This is a genomic window from Sporotomaculum syntrophicum (assembly GCF_009932395.1).
GTDB classification, from domain to species: domain Bacteria; phylum Bacillota; class Desulfotomaculia; order Desulfotomaculales; family Desulfallaceae; genus Sporotomaculum; species Sporotomaculum syntrophicum.
This window is the reverse complement of sequence record NZ_LSRS01000001.1, coordinates 54,624-79,635: the sequence shown is the minus strand read 5'-3', so window position 1 is coordinate 79,635 and position 25,012 is coordinate 54,624. Positions and strand designations below refer to the sequence as shown.

Sequence of the window (25,012 nt, the reverse complement as noted above, 5' to 3'; positions counted from 1 at the left end):
GATTTAAAGACAACTTGTCCCACTTTTGCCGTTTCGTTAGCCGCTGTTTTATCTGAACGTAGTGGGATTTAAAGCAGCTTGTATAGCAGGCCNNNCTTTAAATCCCACTACGTTCAGATAAAACGCTGCGGCCTCTTTACACTCTTTGATTGCCTTTTCCTCTTTAAATCCCACTACGTTCAGATAAAACACCCTAGTTAGCCAGACATACACCGAAGATGATATCTTTAAATCCCACTACGTTCAGATAAAACGCAAACCATCATTAATTAACTTAGCCAAAAGTGGTATCTTTAAATCCCACTACGTTCAGATAAAACCAATTGCGGCGGTAGCTGGTGTTATGGGCACTGCCATCTTTAAATCCCACTACGTTCAGATAAAACAAATTGTTATCAAATTGGGAACGGCGTAATTACTACCTTTAAATCCCACTACGTTCAGATAAAACGACGTTTTGCGGTGAAATAAAGGAGGCTTGATTACACTTTAAATCCCACTACGTTCAGATAAAACCAACAAGATATTGAACTTGCAACAAAGTCAATTACTCTTTAAATCCCACTACGTTCAGATAAAACTTGCCAACTGCTTTATATTCATTTGTGACGATATTGCTTTAAATCCCACTACGTTCAGATAAAACAATCTAAAGAGTGCTTAAAAGTGACAACGCGCAAATCTTTAAATCCCACTACGTTCAGATAAAACCTATCGTACGGTTGAAATCGAGCTTGACAAAGCGTCTTTAAATCCCACTACGTTCAGATAAAACCATATTCTCGACCGATTCGGCTAGGAGTTTTTGTTTTCTTTAAATCCCACTACGTTCAGATAAAACGACCGGCCACCAAAATTCCAGCGCAATATACTCGTCTTTAAATCCCACTACGTTCAGATAAAACAATAAAAAACTCTAGCATATCATCAAAATCAAACTCTCTTTAAATCCCACTACGTTCAGATAAAACCGGATTATCGAGGGAGGCAATAAAGACCAGGTTGTTTACTTTAAATCCCACTACGTTCAGATAAAACGTGGAATGTACTGATATATTTTGGAGGGTAGACCGCTTTAAATCCCACTACGTTCAGATAAAACCGGAAAAGTACGCGGCTGGTAATATTGTTGCTTGTGACTTTAAATCCCACTACGTTCAGATAAAACGTAGAGGTATTAAAAGAGAAAGGCGGGAATAAGTAACTTTAAATCCCACTACGTTCAGATAAAACGTTGCGTTCTTTCAATTCACTGGACTTAGGATCCAGCTTTAAATCCCACTACGTTCAGATAAAACTATAAATAGCTAAGAAAAAACAAAGAGGGAGGTTGCTTTAAATCCCACTACGTTCAGATAAAACCGAACTGAGCATCCAGAGCTTCCACTTCTTTGACCTCTTTAAATCCCACTACGTTCAGATAAAACGACTATCAGCGTTATTGCTGCTATGGCCGCAGCTATCTTTAAATCCCACTACGTTCAGATAAAACTTGAGATTGTGGGCGACGATGTTTTTACCGTAACATCTTTAAATCCCACTACGTTCAGATAAAACTATTCAGGAATTCGGCTTTAAGAATCCCATCATTGCTTTAAATCCCACTACGTTCAGATAAAACATGTTTCGCAACCAGTTTGCCAATGGCTTTCCCCTCTTTAAATCCCACTACGTTCAGATAAAACTTACATTATCCTGACTGTTAATTTTATCTGAACTTCCTTTAAATCCCACTACGTTCAGATAAAACCTTTACAAAGAAGAAAGACTTTCTAGTTTTAAATTTCTTTAAATCCCACTACGTTCAGATAAAACAATTCTCCGGTCACTGATCATCAAACGGTTGTCAAACTTTAAATCCCACTACGTTCAGATAAAACCCTGCTCAATCTGCTGTTCAACGGTGCTCTGTATTGCTTTAAATCCCACTACGTTCAGATAAAACGTGGCGGTCTTTGTCTACGGGATGATCTTAGTAGTAGCTTTAAATCCCACTACGTTCAGATAAAACTCCTTAAAGTCATTTTCATAATTCCTGATTAAACGCCTTTAAATCCCACTACGTTCAGATAAAACGATGACTTGTTCAAGGGCTTGGAGCGCCCCAGGGATCTTTAAATCCCACTACGTTCAGATAAAACGATGGCCAGTGCTTGTAATAGCCTGTCCTCCACTACTTTAAATCCCACTACGTTCAGATAAAACAAGAACTTCATTCCCTAAGACTAGCTTTAGATGATTGCTTTAAATCCCACTACGTTCAGATAAAACTTGACACCGTTGTTGACATGTTGACAAAGGTATTATTCTTTAAATCCCACTACGTTCAGATAAAACCGGGCAATTTGTCCCCATCAGCCACCAATATAACATCTTTAAATCCCACTACGTTCAGATAAAACACTGGCTATATAAGATAGACTACGGCGGCCGACTGTCTTTAAATCCCACTACGTTCAGATAAAACAAGGTGAAACCCTAGCAAGGCACGAGCACATGCTGCCTTTAAATCCCACTACGTTCAGATAAAACTAGCGTAATCGACAACAAAAATCAAATGATAAGGGTCTTTAAATCCCACTACGTTCAGATAAAACGTTAATTTATCCGGTTTAAGCGCCGGCAATAACTATCTTTAAATCCCACTACGTTCAGATAAAACTGGACTTATTTAGCCGGGAGGATTACAAAGCTTTTCACTTTAAATCCCACTACGTTCAGATAAAACTTATCATGGACGCATTAGCGCGTTTGGATGAATACACTTTAAATCCCACTACGTTCAGATAAAACAGTAATTGATAGCTATATGGAGGAGATTAATAAAATATTAGAAATGAGACAAAGAAAAGTTGGGATATAATTATTTACTTTGTATGGATAAGGGGAATTAGAAATGAAAAGTAGTTTACGAATTGCAATTCATGAAAACGATAATATTTTTTCACATTCTACACTATGGACAAGCTCATGGATTGAATATTGTAAAAACAATCATTTGAATTATGGTATTGTTGATTGTTATCAACCAAATATAATTGCAGAGTTAAAAAAGTATGATTGCTTAGTTTGGCATTTTTCTAATTATGTGTTGCAGGATATGTTATTTGCAAGAAGTATATTAAATATCGCAAAAAATTTAGGTTTATTAGTATTCCCTGATTTAAATACTTCGTGGCATTTTGATGATAAAATCGCGGAAACATATTTATTAAAATCAATAAATGCTCCAGTTCCAAATGCATGGATGTTTTATTTAGAAAATGAATGTAATAATTGGTTGCAAACAGAAGCTGATTTTCCGCTTATAGCAAAGCTAAGGTGTGGTTCTGGAGCAAACAATGTACACCTTATAAGCAATTATAGTCAAGCTAAAAGGTATGTAAAACAAATGTTTAGACGAGGCTATAAGCCAAGTCCCAGTGTATTGTTTAAAACAAAATCCAATATTAAATCTTCCGGCAATTGGAATACGATGAAAAATCGTATGAAACGTATACCTGATTTCCTACAAACTTTATCAAGAGCAAAAATGTTTCCTCGTGAACATGGTTATGTGTATTTTCAAGAATACATACCAAATGATGGTTTTGATTTAAAGATTGTGGTAATTGGAGATAAATTAAGTTTCATCGCAAGAAATGTAAGAAAAGGTGATTTCAGGGCCTCAGGAGGTGGAGATTTATTTTTTGACAAATCATTAGTATCTAGAGACATACTCGAATCAGCGTTTGAAACAAGTGATAAATTAGGTTTTCAATGTATGGGCTACGACTATGTGGTAGATAAGCATACAGGAATGGGTAAAATTGTTGAGATTAGTTATGGATTTTCGCATACTGCGCTTTTACAAGCTGGGGGATATTGGGACAGATCTTATGTCTGGCATGATGAACCACTAAATGCTCCATATGAAGTAATAGAAAATTTAATTAAAATGTGAGAACATTTAACTGTTTCGAAGAAGATATTGATGTGGCTTTAGTTATAGACTTGACCACATACTGAACGATACATATTAGATACAGAATATGTAACTGTATGAAATTTGCAGTGTAAAGGCTAATTGTACTAGTAAACTACAGATACCAATTGTACTTGAGATTCAGGGTAGAAGGTTGGACTTTTTATATACAGCTGACGGTGCAAAAATTAATGCAGGCAATGTATCCAACCTTTTTAAAAACATGCCGAATGCATTAATTAGAGCTCAGGCAATCCAAGAGAAAATGGACGAGATTATTATTAAGCTAGAAGTGGACAAGAAACTGTATAACCCCGAATATGACGAATTGTTAAGGGATGAATTTATTCATAAGTTTGGTACCAGTACGAAAATTATTATTGAGCATGTTGATGAGATCCCTAGGGAGATAAGTGGGAAGTTTAGGATGATAAAGAATAATGTTGACAGACAATAGATGTTTATCAATTGTAGACCGTACACCGGTAATAAGCATTACTATAATAGAAATAGAATATTTTTATTTTGAAAAGAATTGGGGGATACCCCCCTTGTTACTAGGGAACTAAGGGAACTTCTTTATTTTAAATAGGGGTAACTAAATGAAAATACTTATTTTAACCCGCAGTGCTTGGGATAATACAAACAGCTTAGGAAACACTATGACGAATTTCTGGTCTGGGGTGGATAGCCAAAATATTGCGCATTTATATTGTAGAGCTGCTCCGCCTTATAATAATGTATGCCATCAGTATTATTCCGTTTTTGAGAAAGAATTGATTAGGAGTATTATCAATCGCCACTATACACCTGGAAAAGTATTTAAGTTAGATGCCAACAATAATAGTATCGAGGTTGAGAACAAAGATCAAGAAAATGAAGAGCGACTATACAGCTTTTTTCGGAAAAACTCATTCGTGTTAGCCCAATGGGGGCAGGAATTATTGTGGAAATTTGGTAGATGGCAAAATTATCAATTAGATCAGTTTATTGCAGAATTTTCTCCAGATATTATTTTTGCACCATGTTTCTCATCATTATATATGCACAAAATTCTTTGGTATGTACAGGAGAAAACTAATGCAAAGGTTGTTTTATTTCATGCTGACGATTATTTAACGGTTAAGGGATTAGGAGGTTCCCTCTTATCAAGAATGAATAGAAGGTTGCGCGCCCGTACTGTTGCCCAAAGTGCTAAGAGAGCTGATTTGAATTACTGTATATCTCCTAAACAGCAGGAAGAGTATTCCTTAGAGCTACAAAAGGAAATGAAGATATTATTTAAGGGTGCTGATTTTAGCGTACAACCTGTATATAAAAGAGATAATACAAGGGAATTAATACGTATAGTTTATGTGGGATCCACTCTATACGGAAGATGGAAGACATTAGGAATGCTGGCGCGTGCCATAAAAAAGATAAACACAGACAAACCAAGATTTGAACTGCTTATTTATTCACAATATCAACCGTCAACCGAAGCAGAGCGCACCATGGTTTTAAAAGGCGCATCATGTTTTATGGGTAAGGTTCCCGCGACACAAGTGTCGAAAGTTTTGAATGATGCTGATATTGTACTACATGTAGAGTCTTTTGATGAAAGAGAACGAGCCTTAACAAGATTATCATTTTCTACAAAAATAGTTGATTGTTTACACAGTGGAAGGTGCGTGCTTGCAATTGGTTGGAAAGAAGCTGCCAGTATTGATTATTTGATTAAAAATGATGCGGCTTTGGTAGCTACTGATGAAAATGAGATTATGATTCAATTACAGAGGATAATTAATAGTCCCTATATTCTTGAGGAATACGCACAAAAAGCATGGAAATGTGGGAAACGTAATCACCAGATAAATAAAATTCAAAAAGGTTTATATGAAGACTTAGCTGAATTGGGAAGGGTTCATTAATTATGAATGTTTTACAGATTAACTCTGTCTGTGGCGTTGGTAGCACCGGAAGAATTGTTACAGACATTGCAGACACTTTAAGAAAAAATGGGCATGATAGCTACGTAGCATATGGGTATGGTAAATCTAACGAGCCCAATTCTTACAAGATGGAAAGTGAATTATATCTTAAATATAATATTTTGAAGACACGGTTCTTTGGTAAGCATGGGTTTTATAACAGGTATGCCACTAAACAATTAGTTAATTGGATTGAAACGATAAGCCCTGATATTATCCACTTACATAATATTCATGGACATTATCTGAATGTTAAATTATTGTTTAACTATTTAAAGGAAATTAAAAAACCTATTGTTTGGACATTGCATGACTGCTGGAGTTTTACTGGACACTGTACGCATTTTGATTATGTAGGCTGCGAACGGTGGAAAAATGAGTGCTACTCTTGTCCACAAAAAAGACAATACCCAGTCAGCTGGTTTTTTGACCGCTCACAAGAATCTTTCAGAGAGAAGAAAAAACTTTTTACTTCGATCGATAATATGACACTGATTACTCCGTCTGAATGGCTAAGTAATTTGGTTAAACAATCATTTTTAAAAGAATATCCCGTTCGGGTTATTAACAATGGAATTGACTTAAATGTATTTAAGCCATGTGATAGTAATTTTAGGAATAAACACAATTTAGAAAATAAATTCATTGTTTTAGGAGTTGCCAGTGGTTGGAGTAAGAGAAAAGGGCTAACATTTTTTCATCAATTGAGTGAGCATTTGAGTGAGAATTATCAAATTATAGTGGTGGGAGTTACCGGGAAGCAGAAGCAGGAAATGCCTCGAAATATTATAGGTATAACACGAACGAATAATGTACAGGAACTTGCTGAAATTTATTCAGCAGCAGATGTTTTTATAAATCCAACCTTAGAAGATAATTTCCCAACCACCAATTTAGAAGCACTTGCATGCGGGACTCCTGTGATTACCTTTAATACTGGGGGCAGTGTGGAAACCATTGATAAGAGGACGGGTCTAGTCGTGGATCAAAGAAGTATAGAATCTCTCTTTTCAGCAATAATGTTATTTTCAAGGATAGGAAAGGTAGATTACACGATAAATTGTGTTGCCAGAGCCCAGGATCTCTATGATAGAGATAAAAGGTTTCAGGATTATTTAGAGATATATGGCAGGTTGAAAGATGAAAAAATCTAGGATAGTTCAGAATAGTTGCATTTTTTGTGCCGGTGCAAGTACCGTCTTGTTTTTAATTGGATGGCTAAACGATACCACATTATTTATGCTAATAGGGTGTATTTTTGTGTTTATCCCTTTGTTGTTTGCGGATGATGTCAGTTTATTTTCATTAATATTTTTCTATATTCCTAATATACGAATGTTTAAATTATCAGGTGGCTCAAGTATGACAGTTATCGGGTTTTTTACGGTAGCGTTTTTACTTAGAATTGTTTTAGCATCTAAGCTTAAGATTAATAGCAAAGTTATTCAATACTTATTATTATATTGGGCTACAGTATTTATATCAATGATTATAAATCAGAATTTATCTCAACTTTTACCATTGATTCGTTATTCTATTGATATCATGCTGTTTTTTTCTCTTTGTATTTTATATAAGAGTCAATTATTTAGTTTTTTTATCAAACTTAAAAATTATTTTTTGGCAGGAACTTTAAGCGCTTTAACCTGCGGTATTATTTTCCAGTTGATAAATCAAACTAATATTCAAGATATTCGCTTTGCTGGCGTTAATAATGACCCTAATTACTATGGGGTTATTATGGCTACAGCATTTTCGGTAGTAATATTGAGCATTGTTGGAAGATTTACTAAGAAAATAACTCCTAGCATATTTTTAGCAATGTTAATACTAATAGGTGGATTGCTTTCGTTATCTAGAGGATTTGTCATTGCATTGAGCATTAATATCTTATTAATTTTATATTTATTATTTTCGCGTAAGACTTTCAATATGAAACAAAAAGGATGGATTGTTTTTATTGTTATTTTGTTAATTATTTTTACAAGTGGATTGTTGAATGATTATTTCATGACAATATTTAATCGTTTTATAGAAGATGAATCGGGAGGCGGTAGAATTGAAATATGGGCTCAATATCTATTAATTATATCTTCTAATTATAAAACCTTTTTATTTGGCTTGGGTAGCTCTACAAGGATATGGGAGCAGGGGATAATAATGTTTGTACCTCATAATACAATAATCGATATATTTGTTGCATTTGGTATTTTGGGGATTATTTCTACAATTTTGCTTTATATTTCGTTTGTGTTTGTCTTGAAGGATTTAACAGGAATTAATAAATTTAATAAAATAGGATTTTGCCCATTTATCTCCTTGCTTTTAGGATATTCTTTCCTATCAGGCATACACTCTGATTCATTTATCTTTTTAAGTTTGTTTACACTTTTTATGTGTGCATTGTTTTCGGCTAAAAGGAATACGAAAGCCGATTGGCCTATACCCGATTTGTCGGACACACAGTAGTTAGGTAAAATAACAACTGTGGAGGGATTAATAAATGGGGAACAATGGAAAACGTTATGATACTGAATTCAGGGCAGATGCAACCAGATTAGTTAAAGAAAACGGCAGATCAGTCGCAAGTGTGGCAAAGGATCTGGGAATAAATCCACAGACTCTGAGAAATTGGTTAGGAGAAGATAAAAAGAGACAATCTCCTGATAAAGCAAGGATAATGGAGCTGGAGGCTGAATTAAGAGCTGAAAAGCGTAGAAATACTGACTTAGAGGAGTCGGTAGCAATATTAAAAAAAGCTGCGGCCATCTTCGCGACAAGCAACCGGAAGTAACCTATAAATTTATCAAGGAACATAGCTCCGTATTCCCGGTTGAGAAGATGTGCCAGGTCCTCGAAGTATCGCGGAGCGGCTATTATGATTGGAAAGACCGGCTCCCAAGCAAACGTAAGCTTGAGAACCAAGAAATACTTAAAATTGCCCGGAAGAGCTATAAAGAATGCCATGGTATGTGTGGTTTGGATAAACTCCTTGCTGATGTAAGAGAGAAGTTTCCCAACTGTAGCCGTAAGAGACTCTACGAAATCCAACGGAAAAACAAGTTATATGCCAAACGCAAAAAGAAATTTAAAGTAACAACGAATTCTAATCATAAACTACCAGTAACGGAAAATCTTTTAAATCAGAACTTTAAGACGGATAAACCGAATGCCGTATGGGTAACGGATATCAGCTACATATACACCTATGAAGGCTGGCTGTATCTAGCTATGATAAAAGATATATTCACCAAGGAAATAGTAGGCTGGGCAACGGATAGTAACATGAGAACAGAACTTTGTATTAAAGCCCTGGAAAATGCTGTGAGGCGGCATAAACCACCCAAGGGAATCATTCACCACTCTGATCGAGGCGTGCAATATTGCAGTAGAGAATACCAGGCAACCCTTAAGAAACACGGAATGATCTGCAGTATGAGCCGGAAAGGTAACTGCTATGATAATGCCTGTGCGGAAACGTTCTTCAGTACTATAAAATGCGAGATGCTTTACCATAAACGTTATATGACACGGGAGGAGGCCCGCTGGGACATCTTTTGGTATATAGAAGTATTTTACAACCGTAAAAGAAGACACCAAGCGCTGGGATACCTTTCACCAGCTACATTTAGAAAAGGCTATTTAGAGCAAAAGGCGGCTTAAAAAAGCTAGAATTATGAGATTTTGAGCAAAACTATGATTTAGTAAGAAAACCTAACTCTGGACTGTCTGTTTTATCGGGAAAACCCCAGACATTGGAAAAATACATTAGCGAGGAACTGCTTATGAAAATCACATTTTATTCAAATTTTTTAAATCATCATCAATTACCTTTTTGCATTGAAATGAGTAAGCTGCTCGGAAATACATACAAGTTTGTTGCAACTGAGCCGACGCATCAGGAGAGAATTGCTATGGGCTACCATGATATAAATGAACAATATGACTTCTGTATTTGTTCATATAAGGATATAGAGAACTATAATAAGGCACTAAAATTAGGAATAGATAGCGATGTAGTTATTATAGGATCGGCTCCAGATGTGTTTATCAAGGAGAGGTTATTAAGCAATAAGCTAACATTCAGATATTCTGAAAGATTATTCAAAAAAGGTAGATGGCGTATTCTTTCTCCAAGGACGATGAGGAATCTATTATTTAACCATACCCGCTACATAAATAAGAACGTATATATGCTGTGTGCGAGTGCATATACGTCTAGTGATTTTGCTCTGGTTAGAACATATCTGGGAAAAACCTATAAATGGGGATATTTTCCTAAGGTAATTAAGTATGATGTTGATGAATTAATGAGAAAAAAACATAATTATTCCACTAAACTATTATGGTGTGGCAGGTTTATAGACTGGAAACACCCTGAATTGTCGATTATGGTGGCCAAGAAATTAAAAGAAGAGGGCTATTCATTTAACCTAACTTTTATCGGAAATGGACCATTGGAAGATGAGATGAAGGAACTCTGCGTAAGATATGGTCTTCAAGACTGTGTTGTTTTTCTTGGTGCTATGGCACCGGAACAGGTAAGAAAACATATGGAATGTGCAAATATTTATCTTTTTACTAGTGATTTTAATGAAGGGTGGGGAGCAGTGCTTAATGAATCCATGAATAGTGCTTGCGCAGTGGTAGCTAGTCATGCAATTGGATCGGTACCGTTTCTTATAAAGCATAACGAAAATGGGTTGATTTATAAGAATGGGGATTTGGACAGTTTAGTTTGTCAAGTGAAACGACTAATGGATGATCGTGACTTGCAGAGCAGATTAGGTTTAAATGCATATCAAACAATGAGTGAGACTTGGAATGCTAAAATAGCTGCTGAGAGGCTGTTGATACTATCAGAGACATTAATGAAGAATAACATATGTGATACTTATTCTGATGGGCCTTGCAGTAGAACAGAATTGCTTAAAAATGACTGGTACGGAAAATGATCTTTTTCTAATCACTCGTTGTTCTAACTATATTTTAAAACAATTGTGTCTAAGATGTTTTCTGTGAAGTTTAGTATTTATTGTTTTAGTCATCATTTTTTAAGTTTGAGGGCCTAATTGTTGGTATGAACATAATCTATCTACAAAAGGAGTTAGTTATGAAAATAAAAACAGTTACTTTTCATGGGGCGCATAATTATGGGGCAGTTTTACAGGCATATGCGTTGCAAAAAACTTTACTATCATTAGGATATGAGAATGAAATTATTGATCATAGAGTAGATAAAGTAAGTATGTTTTCAAAAATAAAGATGGAATTCAAAAGGGAAAATATCGCTAGAATATATAAAAATTTGTTAACATTATTGCGATATAAAGATAAAAAAACTATGTTCAACAAATTTGAAAAGTTTATAAATGAGGATTTAGTATTAACTAAACCATATGATTCTTTCGAAGAATTGAAAACATATCCGCCAAAAGCAGATGTATACCTGGCGGGCAGTGATCAAATCTGGAACATATCAAATCGAATTAGAGATGTTTTCTTTTTGAAATTCGGGGAAAGCCATATAAAAAGAATGTCTTATGCCGCCAGTATGGGGATTTATGATTTGGATATGGAAAAAAAAATGTTATTTGGTGAATTGATAAAGAATTTTGATAGAGTTTCGGTTCGTGAAGCAGAAGCATCGGAATTTATAAAAAGTAATTATTGTATAGAAAGTGAAGTACATGTAGACCCAGTTTTCTTATTAACAAAGGAAGAATGGGAAGAAATAGCTATTGAATACGATACCGATAGAAAATATATATTATGTTATCCATTATTGTATAGTAAGCTGTTAAATGATTCTTTAATGAAACTGAAACAGATAACAGGCTATGATGTGATAGTTATTACAACTAATTCAAGGGAAAAGGTATATGGCGACATTTATATAAGAAATGCTGGCCCAAGGGATTTTTTGGGATTAATAAAAAACGCAGAGTTCGTTTTAACAACTTCTTTTCACGGTACTGCTTTTTCAATCTTGTTTCAAAAAAGATTTTTTTCATTTTCCGTATTAAATTCTACTAGAATAACCAATATCTTAGGTTTATTAGGATTGAATAATAGGTTAATCATAAATCCAGATGATATTAGTATAGAAGTTGTTAATTATACAGCAGTTAATAAAAAACTTGCTCTGGAGAGACAACGGTCTCTAGATTATCTAAAAAGGATTCAGGAAAAGTGAGTAGGACTAAAAGCTTCATATATAATTCATTGACTGCCGCACTTTTACAGATTTTTACATTCATAGCTGGTTTTATAGTACCACGAATCATTTTAGCTTTTTACGGCTCTGAAATCAATGGACTGGTAACATCTATTACTCAATTTATTGCATATTTTAACCTGGTTGAAGCAGGTCTTGCGGGAGCAGCAGTATATGCGCTTTATAAACCGCTGGCAGATGAAGACCATAAAAGCATTAATGCAGTGCTTTCAGCTACTAACAGGTTTTATATATTATCCGGATACATATTTGTAGCACTAACATTGGGTCTAGCATTAATTTATCCCGCATTTGTAAAAACTACAGAGCTTTCTCCCTTCAGCGTTGGGGCATTGGTCCTCATCTTGGGTGTTTCCGGGGCTTTAGAGTTTTTCACGATGGCAAAGTATAGAGTACTGCTGACTGCGGATCAGAAACTGTATGTACTATCCCTGGCTTCCATCGTTGCCATCGTTCTTAATACTGTAATTATAGCTGTAATGGCTTACAGTGGAGCTAGTATTGTAATTTTAAGATTTGTTGCCTTATTTTCTGTATTTGCCCGCTCCCTTATTCTCTACATATATGTCCGGCTCAATTACAAATATATCGATTATAAGGAAACTCCAAATAATGAAGCTTTAAATAAACGCTGGGATGCCTTATATCTGCAGATTCTGGGAGCAATACATACAGGAGCACCAGTTATTATTGCTACTATTTTTACTTCATTACAAATGGTAAGTGTTTACTCCATTTTTCACATGGTTGTAGCTGGTGTATCAGGTATAGTTAGCATTTTTACCAGTGGCTTGTCTGCATCCTTTGGCGATGTTATCGCTCGTAACGAGCAGTCTATTTTGCAGAAGGCTTATCAAGAGTTTGAACTAATGTTCTATGCTTTGATAAGTTGGGCCTTTTCCTGCACAATGGTCTTAATCATGCCTTTTATTAAATTATATACTGCCGGTATAAACGATGTTAACTATAATATACCCCTTATTGGATTTCTATTTACCTTAAATGGGTTGCTTTTCAGTTTAAAAACTCCCCAGGGCATGTTAGTAATTTCAGCCGGGCTATTTAGAGAAACCAGATTACAGGTTACGATTCAGGGCTTAATTGCAGTAGTCGGCAGTGTGATCTTTGTCCAATTCTTGGGATTAGCAGGTATATTGATAGGCTCTATCCTATCAAATATATATAGAGATATTGATTTGTTGTTTTATATTCCCCATAAACTAACCAAACTCAAAGTTAGGACTTCCTTTTATAGAATGTTAAGGGTATTTATTTGTTTTGGCCTAACATGCTGGCCTTTTGTCCAGTTTATTCATATTGACTGTCATAACTTTTTGGAGTGGACAGGCTGGGCAGTTATTACTGCGATTTATGCACTTTTGGTTGTTGTTATTGTGAATTATCTTTTAGATAGGCGTGTATTTATGAATGTTATGGGTAGGTTCAAGAGTCTTACTAGAAAGAGAAGTGTAACATGATGTTATTATATGAACGAAAAGAAGAATGCTGTGGCTGTACTGCCTGTATGAGTATCTGCCCGAAAAAGGCGATTACGATGATCCCAGATGAGGAGGGCTTTTTATATCCTAGCATTAATCATGAATTGTGTATCGAATGTGATTTATGTAAACAGGTTTGTCCTTTTAGTGACACCTACAAAACTAGTGGTAATTATGACCAACCGCTAGTTTATGCAGCCAAACATAAAGATGATAATGTAAGAATGAATAGTTCTTCTGGAGGGATGTTTACCGCTATTTCTGATTATATATTAGATATTGATGGCGTTGTATACGGTGCTGCTTTTGATGAGAAATTTGTAGTTCGTCATCAAAAAGCAGAAACTGCAGAAGAGCGGAATAAATTCAGGGGCTCTAAGTATGTTCAGAGTAATCTGATCGGGGTATTTGAGGACATAAAGAAGGAACTAAAAAAAGAAAGAACCGTTTTGTTTACTGGTACACCATGTCAGAATGCCGGGTTGCGTTCTTATTTGAATAAGAACTACGAAAAATTAATTTTATGTGATATTGTCTGTCATGGGACACCAAGCCCATTAATATTTGAGAAATTTATTCGTTATTGTGGACATAAAAATAGGAGTAGTATTAAGGAATACTACTGCCGCTTTAAGGGTAATGGATGGCATTCGCATACGGAGAAAGCTGTCTATGCTAACGGCAAAGAAGATAGCACATCGCTATTATCCCAAAGCTATAAGGCTTTATTTTATTCTCATGTGGCCTTAAGACCTGCTTGCCACAACTGCAAGTTTTGCAATTTCTCCAGGCCATCTGATATTACGTTTGGGGATTTCTGGGGAATTGAAAAGAGCATGCCCGATTTTGATGATAATATTGGAGTATCATTATTATTAATTAATTCCTCAAAGGGACAGGAATTATTTCAACGGATTAGCAAGAATTTATGTTATCGGAAAAGTAATACGACGGATTGCCTACAACACAATTTACATACACCGTCTCAGCCATCACCGCGACGCAATAAATTTTGGCAGGATTATAAGAACAAAGGTTTCGAGTATGTATTAAAGAAATATGCGGGGTATGGGCTTGTACCCCGGTTGAAGAAAACTGTGGTTAAGGTAATTAAAAAAATAGGCTTATTGCACGTTGTAAAAAGAGTGCTTGGGCGAGGTTGAGACCCGGGAAAAATAAAGGAGAAAAAATCATTAATGTTGTTAGTGCTGTGTTTATGAATGAACTGTGAATAAAAATGGAAGAAACATATAGAACCAAGAATCTGATTGAGATTCAAATTAGACTTCAATATCTCAATTCCAAACGGTTGCGGTAGTCAGTGCCAAAACATAAAGTTATTATAAAATTTATAGTTAATTACAATGACTTTGTTTATTAAATCATAAGGCAACATCAAAGGAGATTTTAATCATGTTTAAAGATAAAACACTATTGATCACAGGCGGCACCGGTTCATTCGGCCACGCCGTCTTAGACCGATTTCTAACTACTAACATCGGTGAAATCCGCATATTCTCCCGCGATGAGAAAAAACAGGATGATATGCGTAAACAATATAAAAACGATAAGATTAAGTTTTACATAGGTGATGTACGCGATATACAAAGTGTGAAGAATGCTATGCATGGAGTGGATTATATATTTCATGCTGCTGCATTAAAACAAGTGCCTTCATGTGAATTCTTTCCTCTTGAAGCGGTGAAGACTAATGTACTTGGCACGGATAATGTTCTAACCGCTGCTATCAATGAAGGGGTTAAAAAAGTAATTTGCCTATCTACCGACAAAGCAGCTTATCCTATTAATGCTATGGGTATATCTAAAGCTATGATGGAAAAGGTTCTGGTAGCTAAATCAAAGACTGTCTCACCGGATAGGACAACTATTTGTGGTACCCGTTACGGGAATGTGATGGCTTCCCGGGGTTCGGTTATACCTCTATTTGTTGAACAGATAAAGAGTGGACAAGCCCTAACCATTACAGACCCTGACATGACCAGGTTTCTAATGAGCCTGGAGGAAGCGGTGGAATTAGTGGTCTTTGCTTTTGCTAATGCCCAGGCCGGTGACATCATGGTGCAAAAATCCCCGGCCAGTACCATAGGAGATTTAGCCCAGGCTCTTTTAGAATTATTTGACGTAGATAATGAAATAAGAATTATTGGAACCCGTCATGGTGAAAAGCTATATGAAACTTTGTTAACCAAAGAAGAATACATAAAAGCTGAAGATATGGGAGGATTTTTCCGTGTCCCTGCTGATAAACGGGATCTTAATTATGATAAGTATTTTGTGGAGGGTGATGTTTGTCTTTCCACTTCAGAAGAATATAATTCACACAATACCTACCGCTTAAATGTTGAAGAGATAAAGGATAAGTTACTACAGCTTGACTATATAAATAATGAACTCAGTAACTGGAAGAAAACAGGAAAGTAACACCAAAAGATTAGTATTATTAGAAAGGCAGTATGAGACCCGGGAGGCATAATTGAATCTATTCATGCCTCAAGAGAGGAATGGTTATAAAATATGAAGATACTAATTACAGGGGCGAAGGGATTCGTCGGTAAAAATTTGATCGTAACCCTCGAAAGATTAGAGGATTTGGAAATCTATCAGTTTGATATTGACACTGATCCGGCACTTTTAGATACATATACTAAGGATTGTGAATTTGTATTCCACCTTGCTGGTGTAAATCGCCCTCAGAATGTTGAAGAGTTTATGGAGGGCAATTTTGGCTTCACATCAGACCTGTTGAATTCACTGAAGAATAACCATAATACCTGTCCCATCTTAATAACTTCATCAATCCAGGCAGATCTAGACAACCCTTATGGTAAGAGCAAGAAGGCTGGCGAAGACCTGCTGTTTTCATACGGACAAGAGACTGGAGCCAAAGTTTTAGTCTATCGCTTACCTAATGTTTTCGGAAAATGGTGTCGTCCCAACTATAACAGTGCAGTAGCAACATTCTGTCATAATATTGCTCATGATTTACCCATTAAGGTTAATGACCCTAATGTGGTGATGAACCTTGTTTATATAGATGATGTGGTGGAAGAGTTGATTAGGGCTTTAAATTGTAATGAAACGCGTGAAGGAGATTTCTGCATTGTCCCGATAGTACACACCATCAAGCTGGGGGAAATTGTAGAGTTAATATATTCCTTTAAGAATAGCCGCAGTGAACTTTCTATTCCTAATATGGCAGATGCTTTTACCAAGAAGTTATATGCCACCTATCTTAGTTACTTACCGGAAGACCGGTTTAGCTATCCGCTGAAGATGAACGTAGATAACAGAGGAAGCTTTTCTGAAATGATACGCACTCCTGAGCGAGGGCAGGTTTCAGTTAATATCTCCAAACCTGGCATCACCAAAGGCAACCATTGGCATCATACTAAAAATGAAAAGTTCCTGGTGGTAAGCGGGCGAGGAGTTATTCGCTTCCGCAAAGTTGGTTCAGATAAGGTCATCGAATATCATGTAAGCGGGGAGAAATTAGAGGTGGTAGATATACCCACCGGTTATACACATAATATTGAGAACTTAGGTGATTCGGACATGGTGACTATTATGTGGGCAAATGAGTGCTTTGATCCCGAGAAGCCGGATACATATTTCCTGGAGGTTTAAAGATGGCAGCGAAACTAAAACTGATGACCATACTTGGTACCCGACCGGAGATTATTCGGCTATCAGAGGTTATCAAAAAATGTGATAAATATTTTGAACATATTTTAGTTCACACCGGACAGAATTGGGATTATACTCTTAACCAGATTTTCTTTGAGGATTTGGGGTTAAGGGAACCTGATCATTACCTGGAGGCGGTCGGAGAGGACTTAGGCGAGACCATTGGAAACATCATTGCAAAGAGCTATAAAGTTTTATGTGAGGTTAAGCCGGATGCTTTATTAATACTGGGAGATACCAATTCGGCTTTATCAGCTATCTCTGCCAAAAGATTAAAAATTCCTATCTTCCACATGGAGGCTGGGAATCGTTGTTTTGATGAGAACCTGCCAGAGGAAACTAACCGGAGGATCGTTGATCATATCGCTGATGTTAACCTCTGCTATAGCGAACATGCTAGGCGCTATCTAAATTATGAGGGAGTAGCCAAAGAACGAACTTATGTTACCGGTTCTCCTATGGCTGAGGTGTTGAGTGCCAATTTTGAGAAGATTAAGAATAGTAAAGTGCTTGAGACGCTGGGATTGGAGAAAGGTAAATACATACTGCTTTCAGCACATCGTGAAGAGAATATTGACATTGAGGAGAAATTTTTTGCTCTAATGAGTGCAGTTAATACACTGGCTGAGCAGTATGGCATGCCGGTCATATACAGTACCCATCCTAGGAGTGCTAAATTTATCGAGCAAAGAGGCTTCAAGTTTCACCCTAATGTTAGGAGCTTAAAGCCCTTTGGTTTTTCAGATTATAACCACTTACAGTTAAATGCTTTTTGTGTGGTTTCAGACAGCGGTACTTTACCGGAAGAAGCATCTTATTTCAGATTTCCTGCTGTATGTATTCGGACAAGCACTGAGCGACCGGAGGCATTAGATAAGGGCAATTTTATAATCGGCAGCATTACTACGGAGCAAGTGCTGCAGGCTGTAGACATGGCAGTTACGATGGGTGAGAACGGTGACCTGGGAGTTGATGTTCCGGATTATGTAGATGAGAACGTGAGCACAAAAGTCGTGAAGATTATTCAGAGCTATACCGGGATAGTAAATCGGATGGTTTGGAGGAAAGCATAAAATAGGGATGCTTAAGTAGATAGCAGCCATTACCAAGGAGAAATCATGAAATACAAAGTGGGGTTGTGTAATAAGAAACTTATTAAGGAATTCTTTCTCATAATTTCAGCAGCTAGTGTACTCATTTCCTTTTTTGCTGTTGTAATTGATGTACCTGATCGTTACAAAATAAGTGTAGCTGTTATGATGATATGTGCTATGGCAGTCTTCTATATTGGATTATTGATAAGAGCAAACATAATGTCGGATGTCAAGCTACAGATAAATAATTCGGTTATGGAGATTAGATTTGGAGATATATTTGCCGAGCCGGAGTGGAAAGTAATATGTTTCAATGAATATTTCGATACACAAGTTGACAATGTCATAATTTCGGAAAATAGCCTTAACGGAAAGTATATTAAGGAACACGTTGACGATATTAGCGGTTTGGATAGGCGGCTTGAAAGAGATAACCATCTGATGAAGCGGGTCGTAGGAAACAATCCTGATCGTGATCATGGGAATAAGACCAAATATAAACTCGGTACAATATTTAAAGATGGCGATTACTTGCTAACCGCCTTTACAAAGTTTGATAACGACAACAGAGCATTTATAAGCATGCAGGAGTATATAGATTTCCTTATGAATTTCTGGAATGAAGTTGATATTGTTTATAGTGGCAAGTCGGTGGCAGTACCATTAATGGGATCAGGTATAACGAGGTTCAAGGATTACAACATAAACGAACAAGAACTTTTGGAATTAATCATATGGTCATTTAAAGTGAGCAGAGTGAAATTTGTCTATCCATCTAGGGTATCAGTGATACTACATACGTCTGTTAAGGACAAGATTAATTTGTATGATTTAAAGTATTAAAAACTGAAAGGGTGAGGGAAATGCCATATAGAAATGGTAACTATTGTGCGTTCTACGTTTCTGAGCCATTTAGTGAAAGTAATTTGGGTGCAAGTTCCACCAAGGACTTTGTCACTTATAATCTCTTGCGAGCATGGAAAGCGGCAGATAGTACATTCCCATTTATCGACTCTCATGAAAAAAATTATAATGTTAGGGATGGAAGCGATTGGGAAAAGACCCTTAAGCCACGGTTACATCAAAGGCTGGATAATTCCAAGAATATTATTCTTGTGTTAAGTTCAATAACAAAGAACAGTCGTGCGCTACGGGAAGAGATTGACTATGGCATTAACACCAAAGGCTTACCTGTTATAGTCATATATCCAGACTATAGTGAAAAAAGTGACATTGCAAGTGCTAATGGAATAAAAAAACAAGTAAAAGATCTCTGGGACTTGTTACCAAAATTTAGGGATTCGATGTCGAGCGTAGCTACATTTCATGTTCCCTATAAAAAGAATCTTATTCGATCAGCATTGAATGACACGGATTTCATGGTGAACACCATGGGCAAAGCAAGTGCTTATTATTATTCAATATAAAGTGATTCGTGTATATTCCTTGAAGATGAGGCAGCCCACGTGGCGGAAAAGGAAGCAGCTAATGGAAATGTGAATCCAGAGTTATATCAAGATAGTTAACCTCATTTTGAGGAGGAAATATGCAATTAAAGAAAAGAGGGAGTATCCAAATGAGCTATAGCAATCTTTATAATGACATTGTAAATAGGAAAGAAAAAATCAGTTTAATAGGTCTGGGCTATGTGGGAATGCCTATTGCAGTATCTTTTTCAAAGAAAGCGGATGTTATTGGCTTTGATGTGAATCAAGCCAAGATTGATTTATACAAGAGGGGTATTGATCCTACCAAAGAAGTGGGGGATGAGGCTATTGCCGCTTGCACGGTGGATTTTACTGCCGATGAAACGAGACTTAAAGAAGCTAAGTTCCATATTGTAGCGGTCCCGACTCCGGTAAATGAAGACCATACTCCCGACCTGTCACCGGTTATTGGAGCAAGCACAACTCTGGGGCGTAATCTCACCAGGGGTTCCATCGTAGTTTATGAATCCACTGTATATCCCGGAGTAACTGAGGAAATATGTATTCCCATATTAGAACGGGAATCCGGCTTGAAATGCGGGGTAGATTTTAAAATTGGCTATTCTCCAGAAAGGATCAATCCGGGGGATAAGGTACACAGGCTTGAGACTATCGTCAAAGTTGTGTCCGGTATGGATGAAGAATCCTTAAATATTATCGCTAAGGTGTACGAGCTTGTTGTCGAGGCTGGCGTACATAGAGCCGAATCCATAAAAGTGGCTGAGGCGGCCAAGGTTATCGAGAATTCCCAAAGGGATATTAACATCGCCTATATGAATGAGCTGTCTATCATTTTTAACAAGATGGGCATTGATACCAAGGCGGTGCTGGAAGCCGCCGGCACCAAGTGGAATTTCCTCAAATTTTCTCCTGGGTTGGTTGGCGGCCATTGCATTGGTGTTGACCCTTATTACCTTACCTATCGGGCCGAGCAGATGGGTTATCATTCCCAGATCATTCTTTCCGGCAGACGCATTAACGATGATATGGGTAAATATGTGGCGGAAAACACTGTAAAGAAAATGATTCAAGCCAATAAACCCATCAAGGGAGCCAATGTAGCTATCATGGGTATTACCTTTAAGGAAAATTGTCCTGATAGCAGAAACACCAGGGTGATCGATATTATTAAGGAATTAAAAGAGTACGGCGTTAACGTACAAGTAATAGATCCTGTGGCTGATGCCCAAGAAGTTGAGGAAGAATACGGGATTCATTTAAATAGGTTTGAGGATATAAGAGGGGTGGATGCGGTAATTTTTGCCGTAGCCCACGAGGAGTTTGTTAACCTAAGCCTGCAGGAAATCAAAGACTGGTATCGTGATTGCCCGAATCATCTCTTTAGCGTAATAAATGAAGAAGTAGCTGCAACTATTGAGAATGGTTGTGAGTACAATAAAAATGTTCTTATTGACGTGAAAGGCATCTTTGACAGAAAAGAAGCAGAGGAATTAGATTATTTGTACTGGAGGCTTTAGAGTGAGTTATAAACATAATGTGGGCTATAAGCTAAATGTGGACTATAAGCAAAATGTCGGCTATAAAGATTTAGAGTTTGACCGGGATAGTATCTTCCTGGTTACCGGGGGAGCAGGTTTTATCGGATCTAACCTTTGCGAAGCTCTCTTGGATATGGGTTATCAGGTAAGATGTATGGACAACTTATCCACCGGGAAGAGAGAAAACATTGAGGGTTTTTTACATAATAAAAACTTTACCCTAATTGAAGATGATATTCGTAACTTAGAAGCTTGCCTGGTGGCTTGCGAAGGGGTAGATTATGTCCTCCATCAAGCGGCCTGGGGGTCAGTACCCCGCAGCATAGAAATGCCTTTATTATATGAGGAAATAAATATCAGGGGTACCCTGAATATGATGGAGGCCGCTAGACAGCAGGGAGTCAAGAAATTTGTATATGCATCCAGCTCATCGGTATATGGAGATCATCCGGTGCTTCCCAAAAAAGAGGGCCAGGAAGGGAAATTGCTTTCTCCTTATGCATTAACCAAATGCGTTGATGAAGAGTACGGTAGGCTTTATAAAGAGTTGTATGGTTTGGACACCTATGGCTTAAGGTATTTTAACGTGTTTGGCAGAAGACAGGATCCTTATGGAGCTTATGCTGCTGTAATACCTAAGTTTATTAAGCAGCTTTTGAATGACGAGCAGCCTACTATTAATGGGGATGGTAAACAGTCGAGAGACTTTACATATATTGAGAACGTGATTGAAGCTAATCTTAAAGCTTGTTTGGCACCAAGTGAGGCAGCAGGCCAGTCCTTTAATATTGCTTACGGAGGCAGAGAATATTTAATTGACATCTACTATGAACTGTGCAAGGCATTGGGTAAAGAAATTGAGCCAATATTTGGACCGGACAGGCCAGGAGATATCAAGCATAGTAATGCCGATATCAGTAAGGCTAGAGAAATGCTGGGGTATGCGCCGGAATGGAGTTTCGAGCGGGGGATTCAGGCCGCTATTGAATGGTACCGGGAGAATTTGTAGCAACAGAGGTTTTACCGCTAAGTGCTAGTATAGCCAGAGATCTAAGATGCACGGAAGTCTATGGGTGCAATTTAAATTATAGGGCATACGGGGGTGTGAAAATGTTTGAGTATACATATACACTGCCATTTGAAGAGACTAAATTTGCGGAAATTGTTATTAAAGAGCTAAAACGGACAGACCTACATGATATTGCCTATCTATTGAAAGATTCCAAAGTATCGATTAACAATACAGGCATTTATTCAAATAATGTGGGTGGAGGTAGATGGAATGCTTATGCTATCTACATTGAATTTTATGTTAACCCACTGAACATAGCAGTTTTGGAAGAAAAACAGAATAAAAAGGAAATAAGTGTAGTTTGTAATAGAATAATTCCGGCAAATGTTGGATTTGATATAAAGGATGTTGAGTTTTTCCCGGATTATACTATTGAATATGATTCGAATGAAGATCTTGTTGATGACTTAGTAAAGACGGTCCAGAGCCAATCAAAAAGGATAATAGATTTGTTATCACCGGAATTAATGAACAAGGGTTTTGAAATGTCAGAAGCATATATCTATATGTATGCAATTGAAAACACAATACGGGGGTTTATAGAGAACGTATTAGTAACGAAATATGGCGGTGAGTATTTCAATAAGATTAAGTTAACAAAAAATATTAATACAAAATTATCTTCTAGAAAAGTGGATGCTTCATCAAAAAAATGGTTAAGTTTTAATAGCGAATCAGATATTTACTTTTTGGACTTCATTGAACTTGGTGATATTATTAGAGAGAATTGGACTGATTTTAGTTCCTATTTTCCAAACCAAGAATTTATTCTTACGAAAGTTAGTGAATTAGCAGATGCCAGAAATCGTATTGCACATAATAGCTATATTGGCGAGACAGAGCGGACGATGCTTAAAGCATACTATAAGATGATTACATCTCAAATTATAAAATAAGATAGATGGGGGGCTATACCAACCAAATGGACAATAAATCCACTTTTAAAGGCACAATCATATCAATCCAACCACGAATAAGGCTAACCCGTTCATTTGATGAAGCCTCTCATACCTATTTAGGTTATGCCATTAAAATTGCAGGAACCATTGATGCCGAAGAAACCAACTTCTCAATTGGCATTGGCAAAGCTGCTCAGGCTAAATTTAATTTCAAAGTTAATGATGTTATTTCCGGTGAATGCCTTCCCGTTCTGGATCCGGACATGGAGCCGGTTGATTATTATAAAGTATCGAAGTTAGCTAAGGTATCGGTAGGGGAGCAGGGAAGCCTGTCTGCACCTTGGGAGTTGGCACCTCCGGAGTTGGAGGTTTATCGGGAAAGGGGACACCGGAGGCTGGCCGCCAGGACTTATGATAGTAAGTGTAGCAGCTGCATGTGGGGAGCTAGGATGCCGGTGGAAATAATAGTTGATAACTGGAATCCAAGGGGTCGGAGAAAACACCGTTTTGAAACATTCTGCTATGGCCCTTTGAGTTGCAAGTTATATAAGGCTGGACCTAATAGAAAGGTAGAAGGCCGGAACGGGATGGTCTATGTGGAGGAAGATTGGGTTGATGAAGCTAATGTGGCGCATAGGGGGATGGAGGAATAGTTGATAAACAAATACGGTAATAATCAGGCAAGCATATATGCCAGTGATAGGAGGTCTTAAATGGCAAAACAGGATACACACCATGTAGTACCAAATCCAGATGGTGGTTGGAATGTCAAAAGAGGTGGAGGTCAAAAAGCTAGTCATCACACAGAGACAAAGGCAGAAGCAGAAAAGATAGCAAGAGGTATAAGTAAAAATCAGGGCACAGAGCTAATTATTCACGGAAAAGACGGAAAAATTCAAAGAAAAGACTCACATGGCAACGATCCATATCCTCCCCAAGGTTAATTTGAAATAATGAAATCTAGCTTGCCTGATTATTATATATTAAGATATTAATACAAATTGGAAAATAATGCTTGACGCAGATATTTTTTTGCTCTATAATTACGCTATAAGGTGAAATAAGCGGATAAGGGTAAAAGCATAAATTGTTACTTGGAACGTTTATTTTCAACAATCACCCCATAGCAGTGGAGGGAGGTGTAACAGATGAAGGAACAATACATGAGATTCGGGGATTTCATTAAAAAGAAGAGAATAAATCATCCAGATGAATTGACTCTCAAAGAAGTATCAAAAATGCTCGGTATATCTCTTTCTTTTTTAAGTGATGTTGAAAATAACAGACGAAAACCCTTTGACAAAGACAAGATTGAAATGTTTGCTGAAAAACTAGGTCTTACAGAGGAGGAAAAGGCAACCATGTTTGATTTGGCTGCCAGGGATCGTAAAGAAGTGCCGTCTGATATTGAAGATATTATGATGTATGGAGAAATTGGCGAAATGGCCCGTTTGGCCCTGAGGAAATCAAATTCTGGTGAAATCAGTGAAGAAGATTGGAAACAGTTTATCCGAAAAACGAGCAAGAATCAAGAGTAAAAAACTTGTATTAACTTAGTACCGAAAGGACGGTGAAGATTATTGAT

The 25,012-nt window shown here is 37.0% G+C and carries 21 protein-coding genes and 1 CRISPR repeat array; all 21 genes read left to right on the top strand.

The window, feature by feature from the left end; translation table 11 throughout:
- Positions 1–95: 95 nt before the first annotated feature.
- Positions 96–2,793: a CRISPR direct-repeat array (repeat unit 29 nt; unit sequence CTTTAAATCCCACTACGTTCAGATAAAAC).
- Between the two features lie 103 nt (positions 2,794–2,896).
- The 21 genes from SPSYN_RS00445 (at position 2,897) to SPSYN_RS00345 (ending at position 24,965) form a co-directional block, all read left to right on the top strand.
- Complete coding sequence (locus SPSYN_RS00445) at positions 2,897–3,943, top strand: ATP-grasp domain-containing protein (RefSeq protein ID WP_161820540.1); 1,047 nt, start codon at positions 2,897–2,899, stop codon at positions 3,941–3,943.
- Positions 3,944–4,118: 175 nt separating this feature from the next.
- Positions 4,119–4,421 (top strand): hypothetical protein, encoded by a 303-nt coding sequence (locus SPSYN_RS00440; protein WP_161820539.1) that lies wholly within the window; start codon positions 4,119–4,121, stop codon positions 4,419–4,421.
- Between the two features lie 145 nt (positions 4,422–4,566).
- Positions 4,567–5,874, top strand: coding sequence for a glycosyltransferase (locus SPSYN_RS00435; RefSeq protein WP_161820538.1), 1,308 nt, complete (start codon positions 4,567–4,569; stop codon positions 5,872–5,874).
- Positions 5,875–5,876: 2 nt separating this feature from the next.
- Entirely contained in the window at positions 5,877–7,088 is a 1,212-nt protein-coding gene (locus SPSYN_RS00430; RefSeq protein WP_161820537.1) for a glycosyltransferase, read from the top strand.
- Positions 7,075–8,403 (top strand): O-antigen ligase family protein, encoded by a 1,329-nt coding sequence (locus SPSYN_RS00425; protein WP_161820536.1) that lies wholly within the window; start codon positions 7,075–7,077, stop codon positions 8,401–8,403. Before SPSYN_RS00430 ends, SPSYN_RS00425 begins: the two co-directional genes overlap by 14 nt.
- A 34-nt stretch (positions 8,404–8,437) precedes the next feature.
- A protein-coding gene (locus SPSYN_RS00420) for an IS3 family transposase (protein WP_161820535.1) occupies positions 8,438–9,597 on the top strand; the annotation gives its coding sequence in 2 pieces (ribosomal slippage) (positions 8,438–8,696 and positions 8,696–9,597; 1,161 coding nt in all).
- 122 nt (positions 9,598–9,719) lie between these two features.
- Positions 9,720–10,889, top strand: a complete 1,170-nt coding sequence (locus SPSYN_RS00415; RefSeq protein WP_161820534.1) for a glycosyltransferase family 4 protein — start codon at positions 9,720–9,722, stop codon at positions 10,887–10,889.
- Between the two features lie 158 nt (positions 10,890–11,047).
- Positions 11,048–12,130 (top strand): polysaccharide pyruvyl transferase family protein, encoded by a 1,083-nt coding sequence (locus SPSYN_RS00410; protein WP_161820533.1) that lies wholly within the window; start codon positions 11,048–11,050, stop codon positions 12,128–12,130.
- Positions 12,127–13,650: a lipopolysaccharide biosynthesis protein gene (locus tag SPSYN_RS00405; protein WP_202623693.1), complete on the top strand. Its 1,524-nt coding sequence runs from the start codon at positions 12,127–12,129 to the stop codon at positions 13,648–13,650. The genes SPSYN_RS00410 and SPSYN_RS00405 overlap by 4 nt, the downstream gene beginning before the upstream one ends.
- Entirely contained in the window at positions 13,647–14,834 is a 1,188-nt protein-coding gene (locus SPSYN_RS00400) for a Coenzyme F420 hydrogenase/dehydrogenase, beta subunit C-terminal domain (protein WP_161820532.1), read from the top strand. The genes SPSYN_RS00405 and SPSYN_RS00400 overlap by 4 nt, the downstream gene beginning before the upstream one ends.
- Before the next feature lie 250 nt (positions 14,835–15,084).
- A complete protein-coding gene (locus SPSYN_RS00395) occupies positions 15,085–16,113 on the top strand; it encodes a polysaccharide biosynthesis protein (RefSeq protein WP_161820531.1) in 1,029 nt (342 codons plus the stop codon).
- Positions 16,114–16,206: 93 nt separating this feature from the next.
- Positions 16,207–17,316 carry a capsular polysaccharide biosynthesis protein CapF gene (locus tag SPSYN_RS00390; RefSeq protein ID WP_161820530.1) on the top strand — a complete coding sequence of 370 codons (1,110 nt, stop codon included), beginning with the start codon at positions 16,207–16,209 and terminating at the stop codon, positions 17,314–17,316.
- Positions 17,317–17,318: 2 nt separating this feature from the next.
- The gene (wecB, locus tag SPSYN_RS00385) at positions 17,319–18,449 is read left to right on the top strand and encodes a non-hydrolyzing UDP-N-acetylglucosamine 2-epimerase (protein ID WP_161820529.1); all 1,131 of its coding nucleotides are present in this window, start codon (positions 17,319–17,321) and stop codon (positions 18,447–18,449) included.
- A gap of 45 nt (positions 18,450–18,494) precedes the next feature.
- Positions 18,495–19,313: a macro domain-containing protein gene (locus SPSYN_RS00380; RefSeq protein ID WP_161820528.1), complete on the top strand. Its 819-nt coding sequence runs from the start codon at positions 18,495–18,497 to the stop codon at positions 19,311–19,313.
- A 20-nt stretch (positions 19,314–19,333) separates the two neighbouring features.
- Positions 19,334–19,897: a TIR domain-containing protein gene (locus SPSYN_RS00375; protein WP_161820527.1), complete on the top strand. Its 564-nt coding sequence runs from the start codon at positions 19,334–19,336 to the stop codon at positions 19,895–19,897.
- A 149-nt stretch (positions 19,898–20,046) separates the two neighbouring features.
- The gene (locus SPSYN_RS00370; protein ID WP_161820526.1) at positions 20,047–21,435 is read left to right on the top strand and encodes a nucleotide sugar dehydrogenase; all 1,389 of its coding nucleotides are present in this window, start codon (positions 20,047–20,049) and stop codon (positions 21,433–21,435) included.
- 1 nt (position 21,436) lies between these two features.
- Positions 21,437–22,465, top strand: coding sequence for an SDR family oxidoreductase (locus SPSYN_RS00365; protein ID WP_243152859.1), 1,029 nt, complete (start codon positions 21,437–21,439; stop codon positions 22,463–22,465).
- A 101-nt stretch (positions 22,466–22,566) separates the two neighbouring features.
- Positions 22,567–23,424: a Swt1 family HEPN domain-containing protein gene (locus tag SPSYN_RS00360; protein ID WP_161820525.1), complete on the top strand. Its 858-nt coding sequence runs from the start codon at positions 22,567–22,569 to the stop codon at positions 23,422–23,424.
- 26 nt (positions 23,425–23,450) lie between these two features.
- Positions 23,451–24,080 (top strand): hypothetical protein, encoded by a 630-nt coding sequence (locus SPSYN_RS00355; protein ID WP_161820524.1) that lies wholly within the window; start codon positions 23,451–23,453, stop codon positions 24,078–24,080.
- Between the two features lie 60 nt (positions 24,081–24,140).
- Entirely contained in the window at positions 24,141–24,371 is a 231-nt protein-coding gene (locus SPSYN_RS00350; RefSeq protein WP_161820523.1) for a DUF2188 domain-containing protein, read from the top strand.
- Positions 24,372–24,575: 204 nt separating this feature from the next.
- The gene (locus SPSYN_RS00345) at positions 24,576–24,965 is read left to right on the top strand and encodes a helix-turn-helix domain-containing protein (RefSeq protein WP_161820522.1); all 390 of its coding nucleotides are present in this window, start codon (positions 24,576–24,578) and stop codon (positions 24,963–24,965) included.
- The last annotated feature ends 47 nt before the right edge of the window (positions 24,966–25,012 follow it).